The 21,602-nt window shown below is 59.0% G+C and carries 22 protein-coding genes; 5 read left to right on the forward strand and 17 right to left on the reverse strand.

The genetic code is table 11. The features are described 5' to 3' along the window. Window positions 1–48: 48 nt before the first annotated feature. Window positions 49–1,008, reverse strand: a complete 960-nt coding sequence (locus V6940_RS19330; RefSeq protein ID WP_333496970.1) for an ABC transporter substrate-binding protein — start codon at window positions 1,006–1,008, stop codon at window positions 49–51. Further along, window positions 1,005–1,709, reverse strand: coding sequence for an ABC transporter ATP-binding protein (locus V6940_RS19335; RefSeq protein WP_333496987.1), 705 nt, complete (start codon window positions 1,707–1,709; stop codon window positions 1,005–1,007). Before V6940_RS19335 ends, V6940_RS19330 begins: the two co-directional genes overlap by 4 nt. A gap of 209 nt (window positions 1,710–1,918) precedes the next feature. Between V6940_RS19335 and V6940_RS19340 the strand changes: the two genes are divergently transcribed. Beyond that, entirely contained in the window at window positions 1,919–2,500 is a 582-nt protein-coding gene (locus tag V6940_RS19340) for a flavin reductase family protein (protein ID WP_333496971.1), read from the forward strand. Window positions 2,501–2,594: 94 nt separating this feature from the next. Here the strand turns inward: V6940_RS19340 and pptA are convergent, their stop codons facing one another. After that, complete coding sequence (gene pptA / locus V6940_RS19345) at window positions 2,595–2,822, reverse strand: tautomerase PptA (protein ID WP_220440057.1); 228 nt, start codon at window positions 2,820–2,822, stop codon at window positions 2,595–2,597. Window positions 2,823–2,893: 71 nt separating this feature from the next. Continuing rightward, on the reverse strand, window positions 2,894–3,448 hold the full coding sequence (locus V6940_RS19350; protein ID WP_333496972.1) for an AAA family ATPase: 555 nt from the start codon (window positions 3,446–3,448) through the stop codon (window positions 2,894–2,896). A gap of 102 nt (window positions 3,449–3,550) precedes the next feature. Here V6940_RS19350 and V6940_RS19355 point away from each other — a divergent pair, with 102 nt between their 5' ends. After that, window positions 3,551–4,441: a LysR family transcriptional regulator gene (locus V6940_RS19355; protein WP_333496973.1), complete on the forward strand. Its 891-nt coding sequence runs from the start codon at window positions 3,551–3,553 to the stop codon at window positions 4,439–4,441. 45 nt (window positions 4,442–4,486) lie between these two features. Here V6940_RS19355 and paaY read toward each other — a convergent pair whose 3' ends face one another. The 13 genes from paaY to paaA all read right to left on the reverse strand — a co-directional run bounded on the left by paaY (window position 4,487) and on the right by paaA (window position 15,706). Beyond that, a complete protein-coding gene (gene paaY / locus V6940_RS19360) occupies window positions 4,487–5,083 on the reverse strand; it encodes a phenylacetic acid degradation protein PaaY (protein WP_333496974.1) in 597 nt (198 codons plus the stop codon). An 11-nt stretch (window positions 5,084–5,094) separates the two neighbouring features. Further along, window positions 5,095–6,021, reverse strand: coding sequence for a phenylacetic acid degradation operon negative regulatory protein PaaX (paaX, locus tag V6940_RS19365; protein WP_185666271.1), 927 nt, complete (start codon window positions 6,019–6,021; stop codon window positions 5,095–5,097). A 157-nt stretch (window positions 6,022–6,178) separates the two neighbouring features. Next, window positions 6,179–7,495: a phenylacetate--CoA ligase PaaK gene (gene paaK / locus V6940_RS19370; RefSeq protein ID WP_185666270.1), complete on the reverse strand. Its 1,317-nt coding sequence runs from the start codon at window positions 7,493–7,495 to the stop codon at window positions 6,179–6,181. Window positions 7,496–7,523: 28 nt separating this feature from the next. Beyond that, a complete protein-coding gene (gene pcaF / locus V6940_RS19375) occupies window positions 7,524–8,729 on the reverse strand; it encodes a 3-oxoadipyl-CoA thiolase (protein ID WP_333496975.1) in 1,206 nt (401 codons plus the stop codon). Next, window positions 8,729–9,151 carry a hydroxyphenylacetyl-CoA thioesterase PaaI gene (gene paaI, locus V6940_RS19380; protein ID WP_185666268.1) on the reverse strand — a complete coding sequence of 141 codons (423 nt, stop codon included), beginning with the start codon at window positions 9,149–9,151 and terminating at the stop codon, window positions 8,729–8,731. Before paaI ends, pcaF begins: the two co-directional genes overlap by 1 nt. Next, window positions 9,144–10,562, reverse strand: coding sequence for a 3-hydroxyacyl-CoA dehydrogenase (locus V6940_RS19385; protein WP_333496976.1), 1,419 nt, complete (start codon window positions 10,560–10,562; stop codon window positions 9,144–9,146). The genes paaI and V6940_RS19385 overlap by 8 nt, the downstream gene beginning before the upstream one ends. A gap of 3 nt (window positions 10,563–10,565) precedes the next feature. Then, on the reverse strand, window positions 10,566–11,354 hold the full coding sequence (paaG, locus tag V6940_RS19390; RefSeq protein WP_333496977.1) for a 2-(1,2-epoxy-1,2-dihydrophenyl)acetyl-CoA isomerase PaaG: 789 nt from the start codon (window positions 11,352–11,354) through the stop codon (window positions 10,566–10,568). Window positions 11,355–11,356: 2 nt separating this feature from the next. Continuing rightward, complete coding sequence (paaF, locus tag V6940_RS19395; RefSeq protein WP_333496978.1) at window positions 11,357–12,124, reverse strand: 2,3-dehydroadipyl-CoA hydratase PaaF; 768 nt, start codon at window positions 12,122–12,124, stop codon at window positions 11,357–11,359. Then, window positions 12,121–13,191 (reverse strand): 1,2-phenylacetyl-CoA epoxidase subunit PaaE, encoded by a 1,071-nt coding sequence (gene paaE, locus V6940_RS19400; RefSeq protein ID WP_333496979.1) that lies wholly within the window; start codon window positions 13,189–13,191, stop codon window positions 12,121–12,123. Before paaE ends, paaF begins: the two co-directional genes overlap by 4 nt. 7 nt (window positions 13,192–13,198) lie before the next feature. Further along, on the reverse strand, window positions 13,199–13,699 hold the full coding sequence (gene paaD / locus V6940_RS19405; protein ID WP_185666263.1) for a 1,2-phenylacetyl-CoA epoxidase subunit PaaD: 501 nt from the start codon (window positions 13,697–13,699) through the stop codon (window positions 13,199–13,201). A gap of 12 nt (window positions 13,700–13,711) precedes the next feature. Beyond that, complete coding sequence (paaC, locus tag V6940_RS19410; protein ID WP_333496980.1) at window positions 13,712–14,467, reverse strand: 1,2-phenylacetyl-CoA epoxidase subunit PaaC; 756 nt, start codon at window positions 14,465–14,467, stop codon at window positions 13,712–13,714. A 7-nt stretch (window positions 14,468–14,474) separates the two neighbouring features. Then, window positions 14,475–14,762 (reverse strand): 1,2-phenylacetyl-CoA epoxidase subunit PaaB, encoded by a 288-nt coding sequence (paaB, locus tag V6940_RS19415; RefSeq protein WP_032943000.1) that lies wholly within the window; start codon window positions 14,760–14,762, stop codon window positions 14,475–14,477. 11 nt (window positions 14,763–14,773) lie between these two features. Beyond that, window positions 14,774–15,706: a 1,2-phenylacetyl-CoA epoxidase subunit PaaA gene (gene paaA / locus V6940_RS19420; RefSeq protein WP_333010812.1), complete on the reverse strand. Its 933-nt coding sequence runs from the start codon at window positions 15,704–15,706 to the stop codon at window positions 14,774–14,776. Window positions 15,707–15,991: 285 nt separating this feature from the next. On the opposite strand from paaA, the gene paaZ reads away from it, so the two are divergent. The 3 genes from paaZ to V6940_RS19435 all read left to right on the forward strand — a co-directional run bounded on the left by paaZ (window position 15,992) and on the right by V6940_RS19435 (window position 21,147). Next, window positions 15,992–18,037 carry a phenylacetic acid degradation bifunctional protein PaaZ gene (gene paaZ, locus V6940_RS19425; RefSeq protein ID WP_333496981.1) on the forward strand — a complete coding sequence of 682 codons (2,046 nt, stop codon included), beginning with the start codon at window positions 15,992–15,994 and terminating at the stop codon, window positions 18,035–18,037. A 218-nt stretch (window positions 18,038–18,255) separates the two neighbouring features. Continuing rightward, complete coding sequence (tynA, locus tag V6940_RS19430) at window positions 18,256–20,523, forward strand: primary-amine oxidase (RefSeq protein ID WP_185666259.1); 2,268 nt, start codon at window positions 18,256–18,258, stop codon at window positions 20,521–20,523. A 252-nt stretch (window positions 20,524–20,775) separates the two neighbouring features. After that, a complete protein-coding gene (locus V6940_RS19435) occupies window positions 20,776–21,147 on the forward strand; it encodes a VOC family protein (protein WP_333496982.1) in 372 nt (123 codons plus the stop codon). The last annotated feature ends 455 nt before the right edge of the window (window positions 21,148–21,602 follow it).

Here is a 21,602-nt window from a genome sequence, read left to right on the forward strand (position 1 = left end):
CACCATGCTAACTCCCGGCGTCGCTTCGCTCGGCCGGGCTACGGAAATTTACTGCCCGAACAGCGTATTAAACCGAGCCAGAACGGCGCCGCGCTCGCTGCTACCGTCGCTGGTGGTTGGCAACACTTTCAGGTCGTTCAGCAGCGGACGTTTGGCGGACACATCGCTGCGCGCAGGCATCAGCCACGCCTCGGCCACCATCGACTGACCTTCCGGCGACAATACATAGTCAACAAAGGCTTTCGCCTCATCCGCATGCTGCGTCGTTTTGAGGATCATCATCGGGCGCGGCGCAATCACCGTACCGCTTGCCGGGAAAATCACCTTCAGCGATTCCCCCTGGTCGATATTGCCGTAGGAGACATAGTCCACCGCACCGAATACCGCTGCTTTCGCCCCCTGCATCACCGGCGTAACCGCCTGCGCGTTCGGCCCGCTCACCACCATGCCGTTCTTTTTCAACGCATCAAACAGCGCCCAGGCCTTATCACCCATGCCATTCTGTAACCCGATCAGCAAATCAAGCGAGGCACCGGAGAGCGCCGGGTCCGGCGTAGTGACTTTGTCTTTAAACGCCGCTTCGGTCAGGTCACGCCACTCTTTCGGCTCAGGCGTCCCGCTTTTGGTGTTCCAGACAATCCCCAGCGCCGAAATACCCTGCGCAACATAGTCGGCTGATTTCAGCGCCGCTGGCACCTTATCGGCATTCCCACTCTGGTACGGCAGCAGCCAGCCGCGGCCGTGCAAATCTTCGGCGGTGTCCCATGACGCGGAAATCAGCACGTCTGCCTGCGGGTTAGCCTGCTCGGCCTCCAGACGCGCCATCACCTTGCCGGTGGTGGCCTGGAAGATATTCACCTTCACGCCGGTTTTCTTTTCGTAGCCGCTGGCCAGATTCTTAGCCAGCGAACCTGGGCCTGCGGTGTATACGGTCAGCGCATGGGCGCTGGAAATCATCGAAGCAGATAACATCATCACGAGCGCAACGCCTTTTTTAACGGATTTCATACAAGTTCCCCTGAGGTAGAAGCAACGGTGCGAACAGCAGCAATGCTGCCCGCAGAAAGGTGCACAATTCGGTCAGCCAACAGTTCTGCCTCGCGGCGGTCGTGAGTGACGTACACGGCGGTGATGCCGAGCTGGCGCAGCAGTCGGCTCATCTCCAGACATAACGATTCACGCAGCTCGCTATCGAGGTTGGAAAGCGGTTCATCAAACAGCAGTACCCGCGGTTCGGCGACAATCGCCCTTGCCAGCGCCACGCGCTGCTGCTGTCCGCCGGAGAGCCCGGAAGGCTTACGTTCGCCGAAGCCAGAGAGACCGACCATCGCCAGCGCGTCATTAACCCGACGCGTCCGCTCATCGCGGGCCACACCGCGCATTCGCAGCGGAAAGGCGACGTTTTCAGCGGCGGTCATGTGCGGCCACAGCGCGTAGTCCTGGAAAACCATGCCGATATCCCGCTGCTCGGGCGGTAGCCCCCAGCCGGGTCTGGCAATCAGACGGTCGCCGAAATGGATTTCACCTTCAGCGGGAACGGTGAGCCCTGCCAGCAGGCGCAGTAACGTGCTTTTGCCGCAGCCGGAAGGCCCAAGCAATGCCACGATGCTGCCCGCATCGATCTGCAGGTTGATGTGATTAAGAACGGTGGTGGCACCGAAAGCGAAGGAAACGCCATCGAGCCGAATGCCAGTCAGCGCGCGCATTATCGCCCTCCCCAATTGGAAAGCGGTGCTTCACCCGTGGTCGAACGCCGACGGGCCGCGCTCACCTGCATAAACATCAGGGGAGCCAACATATTGTTATCCTCTTTGGGACTTAGTGCTGGCGACTATAGGCAGGTGATATGACGTATTGATTACGCTTTTATTGCGATTTAGTGTGTAGCTAATTGCATCCTACTATTCAGGAAATCCCTATGAGCCGTTTTCGCCCCGTTGAACTTCATCACGCCAGCCGCCTGCTCAACCACGGCCCGACGATCCTCATCACCAGCTTCGACGTCGACTCACAGCGCCGCAATGTGATGGCCGCCGCCTGGTCAATGCCGGTTGAGTTTGAGCCGCCGCGTATCTCCATCGTGGTCGATAAGAGTGCCTGGTCGCGGGAAATTATTGAGCGTAATGGCACCTTCGGCATCGTGGTACCGAGCGTCGCCGCTGCCAGCTGGACCTACGCGGTAGGTAGCATCAGCGGGCGCGAGGAGGATAAATTCAACGCCTACGGTATTCCGGTGGTGAAAGGCCCGGTGCTGGGGTTGCCGGTGATTGAAAAGAAATGTCTGGCATGGATGGAGTGCCGACTGCTGCCCGCCACGGCCGCCGCCGGGCAGTACGATACGCTGTTTGGCGAAGTGGTTTCCGCCGCGGCGGATGAACAGGCGTTTGTTGCCGGACGCTGGAATTTCGACGACGATAAGCGCAATACGCTGCATCATCTCGGCGCGGGAACGTTTGTGGCAAGTGGAAAACAGATCCGAGCAAACACGCCTGAGGAGTAACCTGATACTGGTAGCCCGGCCAAGCGAAGCGCCGCCGGGAATAGCTCCGAGCCTACCCGGAGTCGGCTAGTGCCTCGTCCGGGCTACGAATGGCTTACATGCTGTAGCCTGGCTTTTTAATCAGCTCATCCATATGTGGGGCAATCTCGGTGTCCCACACCTGCTGCCAGTCGCTCTGCTGTACCTGATTCAGGGCAACGCTAACCGCGCCCTCTTTGCTATTCAGATGGCGAATCAGCACTTCGGTGATGTCCGCTGCCAGCGCGGTTTTTTGCTCTTCGTTCAGGTCGCGGGGAAAACATTTGATATCAACGTGTGGCATCTGCAGGGCTCCTTATGGTTAGAGCCATAAAGCTACCATAGCCTGGCGTAAACCACTGCCTTTTCGTGCGCTTAAGCGGCAGATTGCTGCGCTTTTTCCGCCTGTAATTGCATGATAAACGCTTCGGTTTCACGCTGATTGCGCAGCCGCACAAAGCGGATATGCTGCCAGGCGGGATCGGTCATATCCCGCAGATAACGCTCGCGGTTTGGCCGCCAGGTTTTCAGCGTCCAGAGGATGATGGAGTCACGGCTGAAGAAGGAACGCCGGAAGCTCTCCCGGTTACCGGTGCCCGGCCACAGCTCCTGCTGCCGCCACGCGCGGCTTGCGGCACGCCAGACTGCCTGACGGAAAGTGCGCCAGAAGCTGTAATCGACCCACACCACCACATCCACCTCACGCCACTTTACCGGACGACTACGATTGTAGTTCCCGTCCAGCACCCAGCCGGGCGCCGCGGTTGCCTGCGTCAGCGCGGCAAAGAGTTCCTCATCGCTAACGCCCTGCCAGTCTGGACGCCAGTAAAGCGTATCCATTTCGATATAAGGCACGCAAAACAGCGTCGCCAGACGCTTGGCCAGGGTTGATTTCCCCACGCCGCTGGTGCCTACCACGTTGATTTTCATTGGCCTCTCACTCACGTTTCCGGGTTGCATATCACGCGACGAACATTAAACTAAAAAAATCCTTCTGGAGCTATGAACCAGATTCATTAATGGCCACATCCCATGCTGAAAGACAACATCAACGATCTCATCTCTTTTATGGTCGTGGCGCGCGAGCGCAGTTTTACCCGCGCCGCGGCGCAGTTGGGCGTATCACAGTCGGCGCTGAGCCATGCCATGCGCAATCTGGAAAGCCGTCTCGATGTGCGCCTGCTGACGCGCACCACCCGCAACGTGGCGCCAACCGAGGCGGGCGAAAAGCTCTATCAGCGTCTGAGCCCACATTTGCAAGAGATTGCGCAGGAGATTGCCGCCCTGCGCGATTCCCGCGAGCGCCCGGCAGGTAACATTCGCCTGACGGCGGGCGAGCACGCCATGAACACCATCATCTGGCCGCGCATTAAGCCGTTTATGCAGCAGTACCCGGATATCAATATCGAGGTCACCGTCGATAACGGCCTGACGGATATTGTCGATGAGCGGTTTGATGCGGGCATTCGCCTGGGAGAACAAGTGGCGCGCGATATGATTGCCGTGCGCATCGGCCCGGATATGCGCATGGCGGTGGTCGGTTCGCCGGAGTATCTGGCACATCACGGGATACCGCAGACACCACATGAGTTGCAGCAGCATCGCTGTATCAATATGCGTCTGCCAACCAAAGGCGGGCTGTATGCGTGGGAGTTTGAGCACGACGGCGAGCCGCTGCGGGTGCGGGTTGAGGGACAGTTGACGCTTAACTGCTTGCCGCAGCGTATCGAGGCTGCCGAGGCGGGATTAGGGCTGGCCTATGTACCGGAAGATACGATCGCGGAGGGCGTTGCCGCCGGGCGCTTGCAGCACGTGCTGGCCGACTGGTGCGTGCCGTTTGCGGGTTATTATCTTTATTATCCTAGCCGTCGGCAGCACACCACCGCGTTTGCACTGCTGGTGGAGGCATTGCGCTATTCTTAGGCTCAAAGTCGTCCCGGCGTCGCGTTGCTCGGCCGGGCTACAGGCCTACATAGCGGATTTCGGCTGCAGGTTTTCGTCAAACGCCAGACGCTTACGGTCCGGCTCGGCTTCAGTTAGCGGCTCAACGGCAACCAGCGTTTTCTGGCAACGATCGACCAGTACCTGATACTCGCGAGTCCCCTGCTTTTTCCACTCAAGCTCCTGCTCGGTTAAGCTGCGAATCGCCTTCGCCGGGCTGCCGATGATCAGATGGTTGGCGGGCATTTCCGCCCGCGCTTTCACGAACGCACACGCGCCAACGATACTGTTCTCACCGATGGTCGCACCGTCGATAATCACCGCGCTCATGCCGACCAGCGCATTACGGCCAATCACGCAGCCGTGCAGAATCGCGCCGTGGCCGATATGCCCGTCTTCCTCCACCACCGTATCCTGGCCGGGAAAACCGTGCATCACGCAGTTATCCTGGATGTTAGCGCCATCTTTGACCACGATACGCCCAAAATCACCGCGCAGGCTCGCGTTTGGCCCAACATAAACCCCTTTGCCAAGGATCACATCGCCAATCAGTACGGCGGTCGGGTGAACGTAGCTTTCCGTCGGAACCACCGGGGTCATTCCGTCCATCTGATAAATCGGCATGGCTTCTCCTGTTACGCTTCGGGCAATCCCCCAAAACGCTGATAATAGAGCGGCCCCGGCGCGGGCAGTTCGCCCACCGAACTTTCGCCCTTTTCACTGACGAAAGCCTGCGCCCCTGGGGCCACGCGTTGATAGATGTTGATACAGAGCTGGCGCGCGGTCTGGCCAAGCCAGTGGGCGGGAAGCAGCTCTTCTGGCAGCAGCGGATCCTTCAGCACCACGCGGCGATAGAAGTGGATCAGCAGCAGGCGAATCTGGAAGCAGCGCTCCGGCGTTAACTCATCGGCCTCGGCATCGCGCAGCAGCGGCAGCAACGGGCGAAATAGCGTGATAAACGCTTCGTACATGGCGTTCTGTTCGGTCAGATGCCAGCACTCCTCTACCCGCTCACGCAGCGCGGCGCGGGAGAGCGCCAGCGGCGAATGGGCTTCGAAGAAGATAACGTTCTCCGCCACGCCCGCTTCATGCAGCAGTGACTGTACGTCCGCCAGTTTTTGTGACGGCGAGGCCAAAAGGCTAGGCGCCAGCACACCAAAACCCTGCCAGATAAGTTGTTTTTTGACTTCGGCGAGGGTGTTTTTTTCCAGCCCTTCAGAAAGCAATAGCAGCCAGGTGCCGTCCCATTCCGGGGCGTTGGCGCGATAGATTTTGCTCTCAGCGCGGCGCGTCAGGCGTAGCCCTTTGTCGCTCAGGCGATAGAAGCTGCGGCGGCCGATACGCACAACGTCCAGCCACTCTTCTTTGTTGAGGCGAAACAGCGCAGTACGTACAAAGCGTTCACCAAAACCCAGCCCTTCAAGCAGCGCCGCCACGCTGCCAAGCCAGACTTCTCCACCGCGCTGGGATAAACAGTCACCGTACAGCGAGGCAATCAGCGAGGTGCCGCTAATGGGCATCGCGGTGACCGCCTGCTGGATAAAGCTATCGAGTTTTTCCATATGATTCATAGTGTTGTTATTTTTGTCCTTTTTGAATCATAGCACAGGAATAAAGCAGCGAAACGCCAGGAGTTTGTAGGCCGGATAAGGCAACGCCGCCATCCGGCAGCGTTGCGCCGTTCTGCCTGATGGCGCTAGGCTTATCAGGCCTATAGGTTTAGCCGTTGGCGGCGGCTTTACGCAGGTCAAATACGCGGCACGCCTTGCCTTCAGAGCGTGGAATGCTGCCGCAGTTGACGATGCTGACGTCCGTTGAAATGCCAACCATCGACTTAATGCGATGACGCAGGTGGTGGCAAATCTGACAGCGCTGTTCGTGGCTCAGCACCAGGCTACTCTCTTTCAGCTCAACGCGAATCGACAGTGAATCAAGATGCCCACGGCGATCGACTTCCAGCTGATAGTGCGGCGCTAAATGCTCGATCTTGAGGATCTCTTCTTCTACCTGTGACGGGAAGACGTTCACGCCGCGAATAATCAGCATGTCATCGCTACGGCCGCTGATACGATCCATACGGCGCATAGTGCGGGCGGTGCCCGGCAGCAGACGCGTCAGGTCGCGGGTGCGGTAACGAATTACCGGCAGCGCTTCTTTGGTGAGCGTGGTGAACAGCAGTTCGCCGTGCTCGCCGTCGGCCAGCGGCGTACCGTCTTCCGGGTTGACCACTTCCGGGAAGAAATGGTCTTCCCAGATGGTTGGGCCATCGGCGGTTTCAATACACTCCATCGCCACGCCCGGCCCCATCACTTCGGATAGCCCGTAGATATCCAGCGCAGTAATGCCGAGGCGGCGTTCAATCTCCGCCTTCATGCCGGTGGTCCAGGGTTCAGCGCCAAAGACGCCGGTACGCAGCGAACAACCGCGCGCATCGCCGCCCATCTGGCGTTCCAGCTCTTCAATCAGGTTCAGGCAGTAAGATGGCGTCACCATGATCATGTCGGGTTTGAAATCACGGATCAGCTGCGCCTGTTTCTCGGTCTGACCACCGGACATCGGGATCACCGTCGCGCCTAAACGCTCGGCACCGTAGTGCGCGCCCAGGCCGCCGGTGAACAGGCCGTAGCCGTAGGCCACATGAATTTTATCCTTCGCCGAGCCGCCAGCGGCGCGCAGCGAACGGGCAACGATGTTTGCCCAGGTATCAATATCGTTCTGCGTATAGCCAACGACGGTTGGCTTGCCGGTGGTCCCGGACGACGCGTGGATACGCACCACCTGCTCCATCGGCACCGCGAAGGTATCGAACGGATAGTTGTCGCGCAGATCCTGCTTGGTGGTGCAGGGAAATTTAGCGAGATCGCTCAGCTCATGAAAATCGTCAGGGTGTACGCCCGCCGCGTCAAACTTACGGCGGTACATCGGGACATTTTCGTAGGCGTGTTTCAGCGTCCACTTCAGGCGTTCGGTTTGCAGGGCCTGTAACTCGTCACGCGATGCGGTTTCAATCGGATCTAATTTTGTTGTAGTTGTCATTTTGTAGGGTACTCGCAGGTCAATTAGCTCACACTCGCTCGAGGATCATGGCAATGCCCTGACCCACGCCAATACACATCGTACACAGCGCATAGCGTCCATTGCGTCGTTCCAGCTCCAGCGTCGCTGCCAGCGCCAGTCGCGCGCCGCTCATGCCTAACGGGTGGCCTAAGGCGATGGCGCCGCCGTTGGGATTCACGTGCGCCGCGTCGTCCGCCAGTCCAAGCTGTCTGAGCACGCCCAGCGCTTGGGCGGCAAAGGCTTCGTTCAGCTCAATCACGTCCATATCGTTAATATTCAGCCCGGCACGCTCCAGCACTTTACGCACCGCCGGAACCGGCCCAAGGCCCATGTACTTCGGTTCAACGCCTGCGGTCGCCATGGCAACAATACGGGCACGCGGCGTTAAGCCCTGCGCGGCGGCCTGCTGCTGGCTGGCGATAATCAGCGCTGCCGCACCGTCGTTGACGCCGGAGGCGTTACCTGCCGTCACCACGCCACCCTTACGGAACGGGGTTTTCAGCGAGGCCAGTTGCTCCAGTGTGGTTTCCGCACGCGGATGCTCATCTTCACGCACCGCGCTAACCGCGCCCTTCTTACCGATAATCTGCACCGGCACAATTTCCTGCGCCAGAATGCCGTCGCGCTGCGCTTTGGCGGTACGCTGCTGACTGCGGTAAGCAAAAGCGTCCTGGTCGGCCCGGCTGATGTTTAACAATTCCGCTACATTCTCCGCCGTTTCCGGCATGCTGTCAGTACCAAATTGTTGCTGCATGAGCGGGTTCACAAAACGCCAGCCGATGGTGGTATCAAACATCTCGGCCTGACGCTGGTAAGGCGTGGTCGCCTTGCCCATCACGAACGGCGCGCGGGACATCGACTCCACGCCGCCGGCGATCATCAGGTCCGCATCGCCCGCTTTAATAGCCCGCGCGGCGAAGCCAATCGCATCAAGGCCGGAACCGCACAGACGGTTAATGGTGGTGCCGGACACGCCGTACGGATAGCCCGCCAGCAGCGTTGCCATATGCGCGACGTTACGGTTATCTTCCCCGGCCTGGTTGGCACAGCCAAAAATCACGTCGTCGATACAGGTTGGGTCTAACTTTGGGTTACGGCTCAGCAGCTCGCGCAGCGGTATCGCCGCCAGATCGTCGGCGCGAACCCCGGCCAGACCACCCGCATAGCGGCCGATAGGGGTACGAATACCGTCACAAATAAACGCATCACGCATTAGACTTCTCCTGTAATAGTGCCGCCGATGCGGTGCGATTTGCCGCGAAACAGCGCTACGGTTTTTTGCTGCGGGTTGACGATTTCAATGTCATACACGCCGGTCAGTTTGCCCTGCTGCTTTACCCGGGCGGTGGCCGTTAATTTCTCGCCCGCAAAGGCCGGACGCAGAAAATCAATACTGGCGGCCGACGCCACCGCTGCCAGCCCCTGGCTGTTGCAGGCGTAGGCAAAGGCGGTATCCGCCAGGGTGAAAAGCTGGCCGCCGTGGCAGGTCTGATGGCCGTTTAGCTGCGAGGGCGACACGGTCATCGTCATCTGCGCGTAGCCGTCGTCCATCTCAATAATTTCAATGCCCAGCGCCTGGGCGCAGGTGTCTTTTTCGTACATGGCGCGGGCATTGCGCCAGGCTTCATTACTCATGACGCATCTCCATCAGCGCTTTCTGGCGCAGCAGCGCACTGGGGCGATAGCGTTCTTCGCCATAGTGCTGTTGTAGATTTTCCAGCAGACGCAGCACGCGTCCCCAGCCGAGCGATTCGCCCCAGGCCAGCGGCCCACGCGGGTAGTTCACCCCTAAGCGCATCGCGGTATCGATATCGTCCGCGCTGGCAACCCCTTTTTGCACCGCATCCAGCGCTTCGTTTGCCAGCATCGCCACCGTGCGCCACACCAGCAGCCCTGGGTAGTCGGCAATACGCAGCACGTTTTTGCCCTGCTGCTGAAAGTAGTACACCGCTTTGTCGGTGGCGGAATCCGGGTTGGTCGGCGCGCCTGCCAGCACGACGGTATCGCCCGCCGCATGGTCATACACCACCACCGGGCGCTGGTGCTGCACGCTTAAGGCCAGCGCGGTTTCACCGGTGGTTTCCAGTAGCAGCACATCGTCTAATTCGGTTACAACGTCACTTTTAACAATCTTCGCCGCGCGGTCAGGGGAAACGGCTGCCAGCGCCAGTTCGGGCTGATTTTCCACCGGCCAGCGGTAGACGCCGTGACCACTCTTCTTGCCCAGACGCCCTGCCAGCGCCAGCTCCTGTTGCAGCAGCGATGGCAGAAAACGGCGGTCCTGCCAGAAAGCGTTAAACACCGAACAGGTCACCGCGAAGTTCACGTCCTGGCCGATAAGGTCGGTTAGCGCCAGCGGCCCCATCGGGAAGCCGCCGCCGTCGCGCAGTGCGGCATCAATCACTTCCGCGGATGCCACCTGCTCTTCCAGCGCGCGCCAGGCTTCGGCGTAGTACGGACGCGCTACGCGGTTAACGATAAAGCCCGGCGTGGAGCGGCAGCGCACCGGCTGCTTGCCCCAGGCGGTGACGCACTGGCAAAGCTGCTCGACCACTTCCGTTGAGGTGGCAAGGCCACTCACCACTTCCACCAGTTTCATGACCGGTGCCGGGTTAAAGAAGTGCAGGCCCGCCACGCGTTCAGGATGTTTGATGCCCGCCGCAATCGCGGTAATCGAGATCGACGAGGTGTTGCTGGTCAGCAGCGTGGACGGCGAACAAATCTCCGCCAGTTCGCTGAACAGCGCCTTTTTAATCTCCAGCCGCTCGGACGCGGCTTCAATCACCAGTTGCGCATTGGCAAGCTGCGTTAATTCGGTGGCGGGCGTAATACGCGCCAGCAGCGCCTGTACCTGCTCGGCGCTGACTTTGCCGCGGCTAACGCGGGCGTTCAGGCGCTGGGCAATGCCGTCGATGGCGCGAGTAATCGCCTCGGCGGAAATGTCGTACAGCAGCACGGTATGCCCGGCACTGGCCGCTACTTCAACAATCCCGGCACCCATGGTGCCGCCGCCAATCACGGCGACGGTGTGAAGAGTCTGGCTCATGGCTTATTTCCCGCTGAACTGTGGTGGACGTTTGGCGAGGAAGGCGCTGACGCCTTCACGATAGTCGTCGCTGCGACCGGCCATGCGCTGGTAGTCGCGCTCAAGTTCAAGCTGCTCATCCAGCGAGTTAGTTTCGGAAAGCTGTAAGGCTTTCTTAATCAGCCCCAGACCGTAGGTCGGCTGGGTGGCGAAATGGCGGGCCATGGTCAGCGCGGTATCTTTCAGCTCAGCATCGTCAACCACCTGCCAGATCATCCCCCACTGCGCGGCCTGTTCGGCGCTGAGGTTATCGCCGAGCATCAGCAGGCCAACGGCGCGAGCACGACCGGCAACGCGCGGCAGCACCCAGCTTCCGCCGCAGTCAGGCACCAGGCCGAGCTTGCTGAAAGCCATGACAAACTTCGCCGAACGCGCAGCAAGGACGATGTCACAGCCCATCGCCAGCGTGGCACCGGCACCGGCGGCAACGCCGTTTACGGCGCAGATAACCGGCTTCGGCAGTGCGGCTAAGCGGCGCACCAACGGGTTGTAAAAGCGTTCTACCGACATGCCCAGATCCGGCGCGGGGCCGCTCGGGTCAACGTTACGATCGTTCAGATCCTGCCCGGCACAAAAACCACGTCCAGCACCGGTGATCAGCAGGCAGCGAATGGTGTCGTCGCGTTCGGCCTGTTTCAGGCAGTCGGCAAGCTGCTGGTGCATGACATCGTTAAAGCTATTGAGTCGGTCCGGGCGGTTCAGGGTGATAGTCATCACGCCCTGTTCCACTTCGCTGAGAATGAATGCGTCCACGATTAGCGTCCTTTGAATTCTGGTGTGCGTTTTTCTAAAAAGGCGCTCACGCCTTCACGACGATCTTCGGTGCCGCTCAGCAGCGTAAACAGCTGACGTTCCTGCACCAGACCGGCCTGCAACCCCACCTCGTGCGCCAGACGCAGCGATTGTTTTGCCGCCCGCAGCGCCAGCGGTGAGCGGCTGGCGATAGTCGCCGCCAGCTTCAGCGTGTATTCATCGGAGAGGTTCGCCGGGTGAATATCGCTCACCAGCCCGGCCTGCTGCGCGCGTTCGGCATCAATGCTTTCGCCGCTCAGCACCATGCGGCTGGCCAGCGCTTTACCGACGCTGCGAATAAGGCGCTGTGTACCTCCCGCACCCGGCATGGTGCCGAGGGTAATTTCCGGCAGGCCAAAGCGGGCGTTATCGCCAGCAATCACCAGGTCGCACAGCAGTGCCAGTTCACAGCCCGCACCCAGCGCGTAGCCGTTCACCACCGCCATCAGCGGCTTGTTGAAGGCATCAATGCGCGCCCACAGACGAGGACGACTATCGTCGAAGGTGGCGGGCAAGTCTTTTTCCGCCATTTCGTTGAGATCGGCACCAGCCGCGAAGTAGCGCGGGTTGCCGCTAATCACACACACGCTGATGCTGGCATCCGCTGCCGCGCTTTCCAGCGCCTCGGCAATCTGTGTCAACAGCGCGTTGTTTAACGCATTACGCGCCTGTGGGCGGTTCAGCGTCAGTTGCAGCACGCGGTCGTGACGGGTAATCAGCAGTTCGCTCATGCCATCCCCCGCGCATCAAAGTCGACCACCACGTCGCCGCTGGTTGGCAGCGCCTGGCAGCTCAGTACATAGCCCGCCGCCACTTCATCGGCTTCGAGGCTGTAGTTGGCGGCCATCGCCACTTCACCGCTCACCACCTTGCATTTGCAGGTGGCGCAGACGCCGCCTTTACAGGCGAACGGCAGGTCAGCGCCCTGACGCAGCGCGGCGTCGAGAATGCTGTCATCTTCGGCGTTCAGCGAAATCAGACGATCGCGACCGTCCTGACGAATGGTGACCGTGCGGCCTTCTGCCTGCACGCCGGTGGCGCGTTTCACGCTGGTACCCGGCGTATTGAAGCGTTCGAGGTGAATGGATTTTTCCGGCACGCCCAGTTCGCGCAGCGCCACTTCGGCTTCGTCCATCATCACCGACGGGCCGCAGATAAAGGCATCGTCAAAGCGGCTGAAATCAAGCAACGTTTTGCCCAGCGCATGCAGCTTTTCGCCGTCGATGCGCCCTTGCAGCAGGTCGCTGTCCATCGATTCCTGGCTGAACAGATGCACCACCTGCAAACGCTGCGGGTAGCGGTCTTTCAGGTCGGCCAGCGCCTGGCGGAACATCATGCTGTGGCTGCTGCGGTTACCGTAAATCAGGGTGAACTGGCTCGCCGGTTCGGTCGCAAGCGTGGCTTCGATAATCGCCATCATCGGCGTGATACCGGAACCGGCGGCAATCGCCAGATATTCGGCTTCGCGCTCGGCCTGCGGCTGGTAGCCAAAGTGGCCCTGCGGCACCATCACCTCAAATTCCATGCCCTGCTGGATATCGCTCTGGGCATAGCGGGAGAAACGGCCACCGTCGATGGCCTTAACCGCCACGCTGATTTCAGACGGCGAGCGGCTGCGGCAGATGGAGTAGCAACGACGCAACTCTTCTCCGCCGAGGCGGGTTTTCAGCGTCAGGTGCTGGCCCGGACGGAAGGCGTAAACGCTACGCAGCGCGTCGGGAATGGCAAAGGTGATGGTGACCGAATCACGGGTTTCCGGTTCGACCTTTGCCACGGTAAGCGAATGAAATGTTGTCATCGCAGCCTCAAATACATTTAAAGTAATCAAAGGGTTCACGGCAGCTGTCGCAGCGATACAGCGCTTTACAGGCCGTGGAACCGAATTCACTGATAAGCGACGTATGGGTGCTGCCGCAGCGCGGGCAGACCACATCTTTCGGCATCTCGTCGGCATGGCAGGCGTGGGCCTGCGGCGGGCTGATACCGTACTGGCGCAGACGCTCGCGGGCATCCGGGCTCATCCAGTCGGTGGTCCACGGCGGGTCGAGCTGCAGCACGATATGCACCGGCGTATAGCCGTGCTCCGCCATCACCGTCCGAATTTCACCCAGCAGATGTTCGGTGGCCGGGCAACCCGAGTAGGTTGGCGTAAAGCCAATCACCCAGCCGTCGCCGTGACGCTCAACGCGGCGCACCATGCCGAGGTCGGTAATGGTCAGCACCGGCACTTCCGGGTCTGGAATGGCGCTTAATAATCCCCAGACGGTGCGAACCTCCGGGGGCGCGATTGCGGCGAGACGTTGCATAGCCACCTCCTGCTACCACTGCTGGCCGGGATACGACCGCTGTAAATACTGCATCTCAGCCAGCATCGGCCCGAGATGTTCGCTGTGCAGCCCCTGCTTGCCGCCGCGACGGAACGCCGCTTCTTCAGGGATCTGCAGACCGGCGTCGAGCAGCGCGGTATGCACCGTGGTCTGCCATTCGGCCGCTAATTCGCGCGGGTCAACGGCGATGCCCTGCTCGCTCAGGCTGATATCCAGCTCGTCGGCCATAAACAGCTCGCCGGTGAAGCGCCACAGGTTGTTGACCGCCTGCTGCATTAACTGCGTGGAGTACTCGGTGCCGTTACCCAGACGCTCCAGCCAGCCGCGGCTAAAGCGCAGGTGATAACGCACCTCTTTCAGCCCTTTGGCGGCGATGGCGGCAATCTGCGCGTCGCGGCTGTTGACCAGGCGGCTGAACAGCGCCACATGCCAGGCATCGATGAAGAACTGGCGGGCGATGGTGTCGGCGAAGTTGCCGTTCGGCTGTTCAACCAGCAGTACGTTGCTGAACTGGCGTTCGTCGCGGCCAAAGGCCAGCGTGTCTTCGTCGCCGCTGCCGTTCAGTTCGGCGGCGTAGCTCAGGAAGTTGCGCGCCTGACCCAGCAGGTCGAGGCCGATATTGGCCAGCGCCAGGTCAATTTCCAGCTCCGGGGCGTGGCCACACCAGGCGCCTAAGCGCTGGGCCAGCACCAGGCCGTTATCGCCAAGACGCAGTGCATAAGTTGCAACGGGGTTTTGCGTGTTCATCGTTGCCTCACATATGTTCCATGCCGTCTGGCACGGTGTAGAAGGTCGGATGACGGTAGACCTTGCTCTCGGCCGGGTCGAAAAACTCACCGCGCTCTTCCGGCTGTGAGGCGACGATTTCGCTCGCCTTCACCACCCAGATGGAGCAGCCTTCGCTGCGGCGGGTGTAGGCATCACGGGCATTTTCCAGCGCCATCTGATCATCGGCGGCATGCAGGCTGCCCACGTGACGGTGCGACAGCCCCTGTTTGCTACGGACAAACACTTCGTATAACGGCCAGTATGTTTTGCTCATTCTTTTTCTCCTCAGGCGGCATCGCGAGCGCGTTGTTTTTCGGCATGAGCCAGCGCGGCTTCGCGCACCCATGCACCCTCTTCCCAGGCTTTGCGCTTGGCACCCAGACGTTCGTGGTTACAGATGCCACGCCCGTTAATGACTTCATTCAGTTCCTGCCAGTCGATTTCGCCGTAGCGATAGTGACCAGTGGCCTCGTCCAGCTGCAGGTCAGCGTCCGGTACCTTCATGCCGAGAATGTCGACCTGTGGAACGGTGTTGTCGACAAAGCGCTGACGCAGTTCATCGTTGGAATGCAGTTTGATTTTCCACGCCATGCTGCGGGCGCTGTTTGGTGAGTTGTCATCGCTCGGCCCGAACATCATTAATGCCGGCCACCAGAAGCGGTTGATGGCGTCCTGCAGCATCTGACGCTGTTCTTCACTGCCCGCCGCCAGTGCCATGCAGGCTTCAAAGCCCTGACGCTGGTGGAAGCTCTCTTCTTTGCAGATTTTGACCATCGCCCGGGCATACGGGCCGTAGGAGGTACGGCACAGCGCCACCTGGTTGACGATCGCTGCACCGTCAACCAGCCAGCCGATCACGCCGATATCCGCCCAGGTGAGCGTCGGGTAGTTAAAGATGGAGGAGTACTTCATCTGCCCGTCGAGCATCTTCTGGTAGATATCTTCACGGGCGCAGCCGAGGGTTTCCGCCGCGCTATAGAGGTAGAGGCCATGCCCGGCTTCATCCTGCACCTTCGCCAGCAGAATCGCTTTCCGGCGAAGCGTTGGGGCGCGGGTGATCCAGTTGCCTTCCGGCAGCATGCCGACGATTTCCGAGTGCGCGTGCTGGCCAATCTGGCGGATCAGCGTCTTGCGGTACGCGTCCGGCATCCAGTCCTGCGGTTCGATGGCGGTATCCTGCGCGATGCGCTGGTCAAAGCGTTGTTCTTCTGTTGTCACGTCATCACCTTATGATTCCGATAAATTCAACAAATCAATTTTTGTGAATCATGTTGTTTTATAAAAGTTACATCTTAGTTAAATAAAACCACAAATTTTGTTTGTGAATTTTGTGATGCGCACCGCAATCCCCGTTGATTTATCCCAGTGAAACCGAATCATAATCAATACACGTAAAGTGTCTGCGATCGCATTGTTAATAAATTATTAAAATCAGGCTTGCTTTTAATGATTCAGAAAAGAACTATTAAAGGCAGGTTTACGTAACATATCTGGAGAAACACCATGCAGCAGTTAGCCAGCTATTTGTCCGGCACCTGGCAAACCGGCCGGGGCCGTGCCCGCACCATTCACCACGCCATCAGCGGCGAACCGCTGTGGGACGTGACAAGCGAAGGGTTAGACATGGCGCAGGCGCGTCGCTTCGCTATTGAGCACGGCGGCAAAGCGCTTCAGGCGATGACCTTTATTGAACGCAGCGCGATGCTGAAAGCGGTCGCTAAACATCTGATGGAGCTGAAGGCCGATTTCTACGCTATCTCCGCTGAGACCGGCGCAACACGCGGCGATAGCTGGGTGGATATTGAAGGCGGTATCGGCACCCTCTTCACCTACGCCAGCCTGGGCGGCCGCGAGCTGCCTGACGACGTGCTGTGGCCAGAAGATGAGCTGATCCCGCTGTCCAAACAGGGCGGTTTTGCCGCTCGCCACGTGCTGACGTCAAAGTCCGGCGTCGCGGTGCACATCAACGCCTTTAACTTCCCTTGCTGGGGCATGTTAGAGAAGCTGGCACCGACCTGGCTTGCCGGGATGCCTGCGATTATCAAACCGGCAACCGCCACCGCACAGCTGACCCAGGCGATGGTGAAAGCGATTATCGACAGCGGTCTGGTGCCGAACGGTGCCATTAGCCTTATTTGCGGCGGCGCGGGCGACCTGCTCGACCACCTCGACAGCCAGGACGTGGTGACCTTTACCGGCTCGGCACATACCGGGCAGCAATTGCGCGTACATCCGAATCTGGTAGCGAAGTCTGTCCCCTTCACCATGGAAGCGGACTCGCTGAACTGCTGCGTGCTGGGCGACGATGTCACCCCAGAACAGCCGGAATTTGCGCTGTTTATCCGTGAAGTGGTGCGTGAGATGACCACCAAGGCCGGGCAGAAATGTACCGCTATCCGCCGCATTATCGTGCCGCAGGCACAGGTAAAAGCGGTGAGCGACGCGCTGATTGCCCGTCTGCAAAAAGTGGTGGTTGGCGACCCGGCGCAGGAAGGCGTGAAGATGGGTTCGCTGGTCAACAGCGATCAGCGTCAGGACGTGCAGGATAACGTTAACCGTCTGGTGGACGCGGGATGTGAAGTGCTGCTGGGCGGCAAAGCGGATCTCAGCGCGGCCGGGGCCTTCTTCCCGCCAACGCTGCTGTTCTGCGCGCAGCCGGATGAGGTTTCAGCGGTACATGCGATTGAAGCCTTTGGCCCGGTAGCCACCCTGATGCCGTATCAGAACACTGAACACGCGATGACGCTGGCCCGCGCGGGCGAAGGCAGCCTGGCAGGCACGCTGGTAACGGCAAGCGGCGAACTGGCACGCGAATTTATCCTCGGTGCAGCCCGCGCTCACGGACGTATTCAGGTGCTGAACGAAGAGTCCTCAGCGGAATCCACCGGCCACGGCTCCCCGCTGCCGCAGCTGGTTCACGGCGGCCCAGGACGTGCAGGCGGCGGTGAAGAGCTGGGCGGCCTGCGCGCGGTGAAGCACTATATGCAGCGCACCGCCATTCAGGGCAGCCCAACCATGCTGGCGGCGGTAAGCCAGCAATGGGTACGCGGCGCGCAGGTGGTGGAAGACCGTATTCACCCGTTCCGTAAGTACTTCGAAGAAATTCAGCCTGGCGATAGCCTGCTGACCCCGCGCCGTACGCTGACCGAAGCGGACATCGTCAACTTCGCCTGCCTCAGCGGCGACCACTTCTATGCCCATATGGACAAGATTGCCGCAGCCGACTCCATTTTCGGCGAGCGCGTGGTGCACGGTTACTTCCTGATTTCCGCGGCAGCCGGTCTGTTTGTTGACGCGGGCGTCGGCCCGGTTATCGCCAACTACGGTATGGAAAACCTGCGCTTTATCGAACCGGTTAAGCCGGGCGACACCATTCAGGTACGCCTGACCTGCAAGCGTAAAACGGTCAAGCGCCAGCGCAACGCCGAAGAGAAAGCCACCGGCGTGGTGGAATGGTCGGTGGAGATTTTCAACCAGCATCAGCAGGCGGTAGCGCTGTATTCCATTCTGACGCTGGTTGCGCGTCAGCATGGGGATTTCCCGGCGTAAGGTTTCGATGTTGTAGCCCGGCCGAGGCACAGCCGACGCCGGGAATGCCCCACTTTAACTATCCAATGCCTCTGCGGAGGCATTTTTTGTAACTGGCAAAACTGACAAACAACCTGGCAAGCGCAAGCAAACGCTTCGTGACGTTCCGCTGTTAGCTTAAGAGACTGAAGCCGAAGTAGCAGCGGCAAGGCACAACATAACGATAAAATGAGGTCACAATGTCAAAAGGCTCGATTCGTTCAAACCGTAAAACAGCGCTGGCGCTGGCCGTCGCCCTGTTCTGCGCCTGGCAAGCTCCGGCCTTCGCCCACGGCGGCGAAGCGCATATGGTTCCAATGGACAAAACCCTGCAAGATTTCGGCGCGGACGTACAGTGGGATGATTACGCGCAGATGTACACGCTGATTAAAGACGGCGCGTTTGTGAAGGTAAAACCGGGTGCGAAAACCGCCATCGTCAACGGCAAAACCCTGAACCTGCAGGTGCCGGTGGTGATGAAGGACGGTAAAGCGTGGGTATCCGATACCTTTATCAACGACGTTTTCCAGTCTGGCCTCGATCAAACCTTCCAGGTTGAGAAAGTGCCGCACCCGCTGAACTCGCTCTCTTCCGCTGAAATCAGCGAAGCGGTCACCATCGTGAAGGCCGCACCAGAATTCCAGCCGAATACCCGCTTTACCGAAATTTCCCTGCACGAGCCGGATAAACAGGCCGTGTGGGCATTCGCCTTAAAAGGCACCCCGGTTAATGCCCCGCGCACCGCCGACGTGGTGATGCTGGATGGCAAACACGTGATTGAAGCCGTGGTTGACCTGCAGAATAAAAAAGTCCTCTCATGGAAACCGATTAAAGATGCACACGGCATGGTGCTGATTGACGACTTCGTCAGCGTACAGAACATCATCAACGCCAGCACCGAATTTGCTGACGTGCTGAAAAAACACGGCATCAAAGACACCACTAAAGTGATCACCACCCCGCTGACCGTCGGCTACTTCGATGGTAAAGACGGCCTGAAGCAGGACGCGCGCCTGCTGAAAGTGGTGAGCTATCTGGATACCGGCGACGGCAACTACTGGGCGCACCCGATCGAAAACCTGGTGGCGGTAGTTGACCTTGAGCAGAAAAAAATCATCAAGATTGAAGAAGGCCCGGTGATTCCGGTACCGATGGAATCCCGTCCGTTTGATGGCCGTGACCGTGTGGCTAAATCAGTGAAACCGCTGGATATCATCGAGCCGGAAGGCAAAAACTACACCATCACCGGCGATATGATCCACTGGCAGAACTGGGACTTCCACCTGCGCCTGAACTCCCGCGTGGGGCCAATTCTCTCCACCGTGACCTATAACGACAACGGCACCAAGCGCCAGGTGATGTACGAAGGATCGCTGGGTGGGATGATCGTGCCTTACGGCGACCCGGACGTGGGCTGGTACTTCAAAGCGTATCTCGATTCCGGCGACTACGGCATGGGCACCCTGACCTCACCAATCGCGCGCGGCAAAGATGCGCCGAACAACGCCGTGCTGCTGGATGAAACCATCGCCGACTACACCGGCACGCCAACCACTATTCCTCGCGCCGTAGCGGTATTCGAACGCTATGCCGGGCCGGAATATAAGCACCAGGAGATGGGCCAGCCGAACGTCAGCACCGAGCGTCGTGAACTGGTGGTCCGTTGGATCAGCACCGTGGGTAACTACGACTACATCTTCGACTGGGTATTCCACGAAAATGGCACCATCGGCATCGATGCCGGGGCAACCGGTATTGAAGCCGTTAAGGGCGTGAAGGCGAAGACCATGCACGACCCAAGCGCCAAAGACGATACCCGCTACGGCACGCTGATCGACCATAATATCGTCGGCACCACCCACCAGCACATTTACAACTTCCGCCTCGACCTCGACGTGGACGGCGAAAATAACAGCCTGGTGGCGATGGACCCGGAAGTGAAGCCGAACACCGCGGGCGGCCCACGTACCAGTACCATGCAGGTGAACCAGTACACCATCGACAGCGAGCAGAAAGCGGCGCAGAAATTTGACCCGGGTACGATTCGTCTGCTGAGCAACACCACCAAAGAAAACCGTATGGGTAACCCGGTCTCCTACCAGATTATCCCTTACGCTGGCGGTACACACCCGGCAGCAACCGGCGCGAAGTTTGCCCCGGACGAGTGGATTTACCACCGCCTGAGCTTTATGGATAAACAGCTGTGGGTGACCCGTTACCATCAGGAAGAGCGCTATCCGGAAGGGAAATACCCTAACCGTTCCGTGCACGATACCGGCCTCGGCCAGTACGCGAAGGATAACGAGTCGCTGACCAACCACGATGACGTAGTGTGGATCACCACCGGCACCACCCACGTGGCGCGCGCCGAAGAGTGGCCGATTATGCCAACCGAGTGGGCCCACGCGCTGCTGAAACCGTGGAACTTCTTTGACGAGACCCCGACGCTGGGCGAGAAGAAGAAGTAAGTTGTGATGTTAAGACGGCTTCAGCGATGAGGCCGTCTTTTTGTGCCCGAAGCGGGGTCCGGGTTACGCTCAATTCGTAGCCCGGACAAGCGCAGCGCCGCCGAGACCGCCCCCAATATCAAACCGTTAAACTTTTGTTTTCCCGCCGTTCTAAAATACGCTATCGTCATTCTCAATCTGGCACCGCCCAGCCGCATAGCAACGGCACCGCCCTGCGCTATCGATCCATTGCTTATACCCACGAGGTTAGTCATGCAGCAGCATGTCAGATTTGGCCGTATCGCGGCCGTACTCCCCGTTAAAGATATCCAGCTTGCCAAAGCGTTCTACGTTGATGGACTCAATTTTGACGTTGTTTTTGAAAACGGCGATCCGGTGGGGTTTGTGATATTGAAGCGCGAAGAAGCGGAGCTGCATTTGACGCTCCAGCCGCAGCATAAAGCGGCGGTCTTTCCTATCGCCCATCTTCTGGTTGATGATGCTAACGCTCTGTACTCACGCTGTCAGGCGTTAGGGGTAAGGATCGTCAAAGGGATTCAGGATAAAGAGTACGGTATTCGCGCCTTTGTGTTTGCTGACCCGGATGGGAACCGGGTTGATGTTGGGCAGATTATTGGGGAATAACGGTTAGGCAGTCGAGCATAGCGAAGCGACGCCCGCAACTTTAACCTCTCCGCCGTCGATATGCTGTACGGCGGCATTTTGAGGTGATGAAAGGGAATTGAGAGGGAGTGAACTATTTTGGATTGATGAGGGATGGCCCAGGGGACTGGGCCGGGTTCTTTTTTGTAACGGAAATTAGGAGCAGCTTTATGGGCTTCTTTGTGCCAGGAGCGGACATCGAATAATTTCAGCAGCACTTAACCTTATTAACCAAATCGCCTCAACTCATATGAACATGTATCCGGACGTGCCAACTTCGTAAACTTATTCACTTTAAGTCTGAGTCTCACTCTCTTGGCCGTAAGTGGCTTGCCAGTATCTCGCTGTAGGGTTCATTAGAATGTGCAATACAAGCCACCATTGAATCGCCACAGATAATCTAGACACTTCCGAGCCGCTGATAATATTGTTTTTCG

Origin of the sequence: Kluyvera sp. CHPC 1.251 (assembly GCF_036759945.1) — a bacterium.
Lineage (GTDB): Bacteria > Pseudomonadota > Gammaproteobacteria > Enterobacterales > Enterobacteriaceae > Kluyvera > Kluyvera sichuanensis.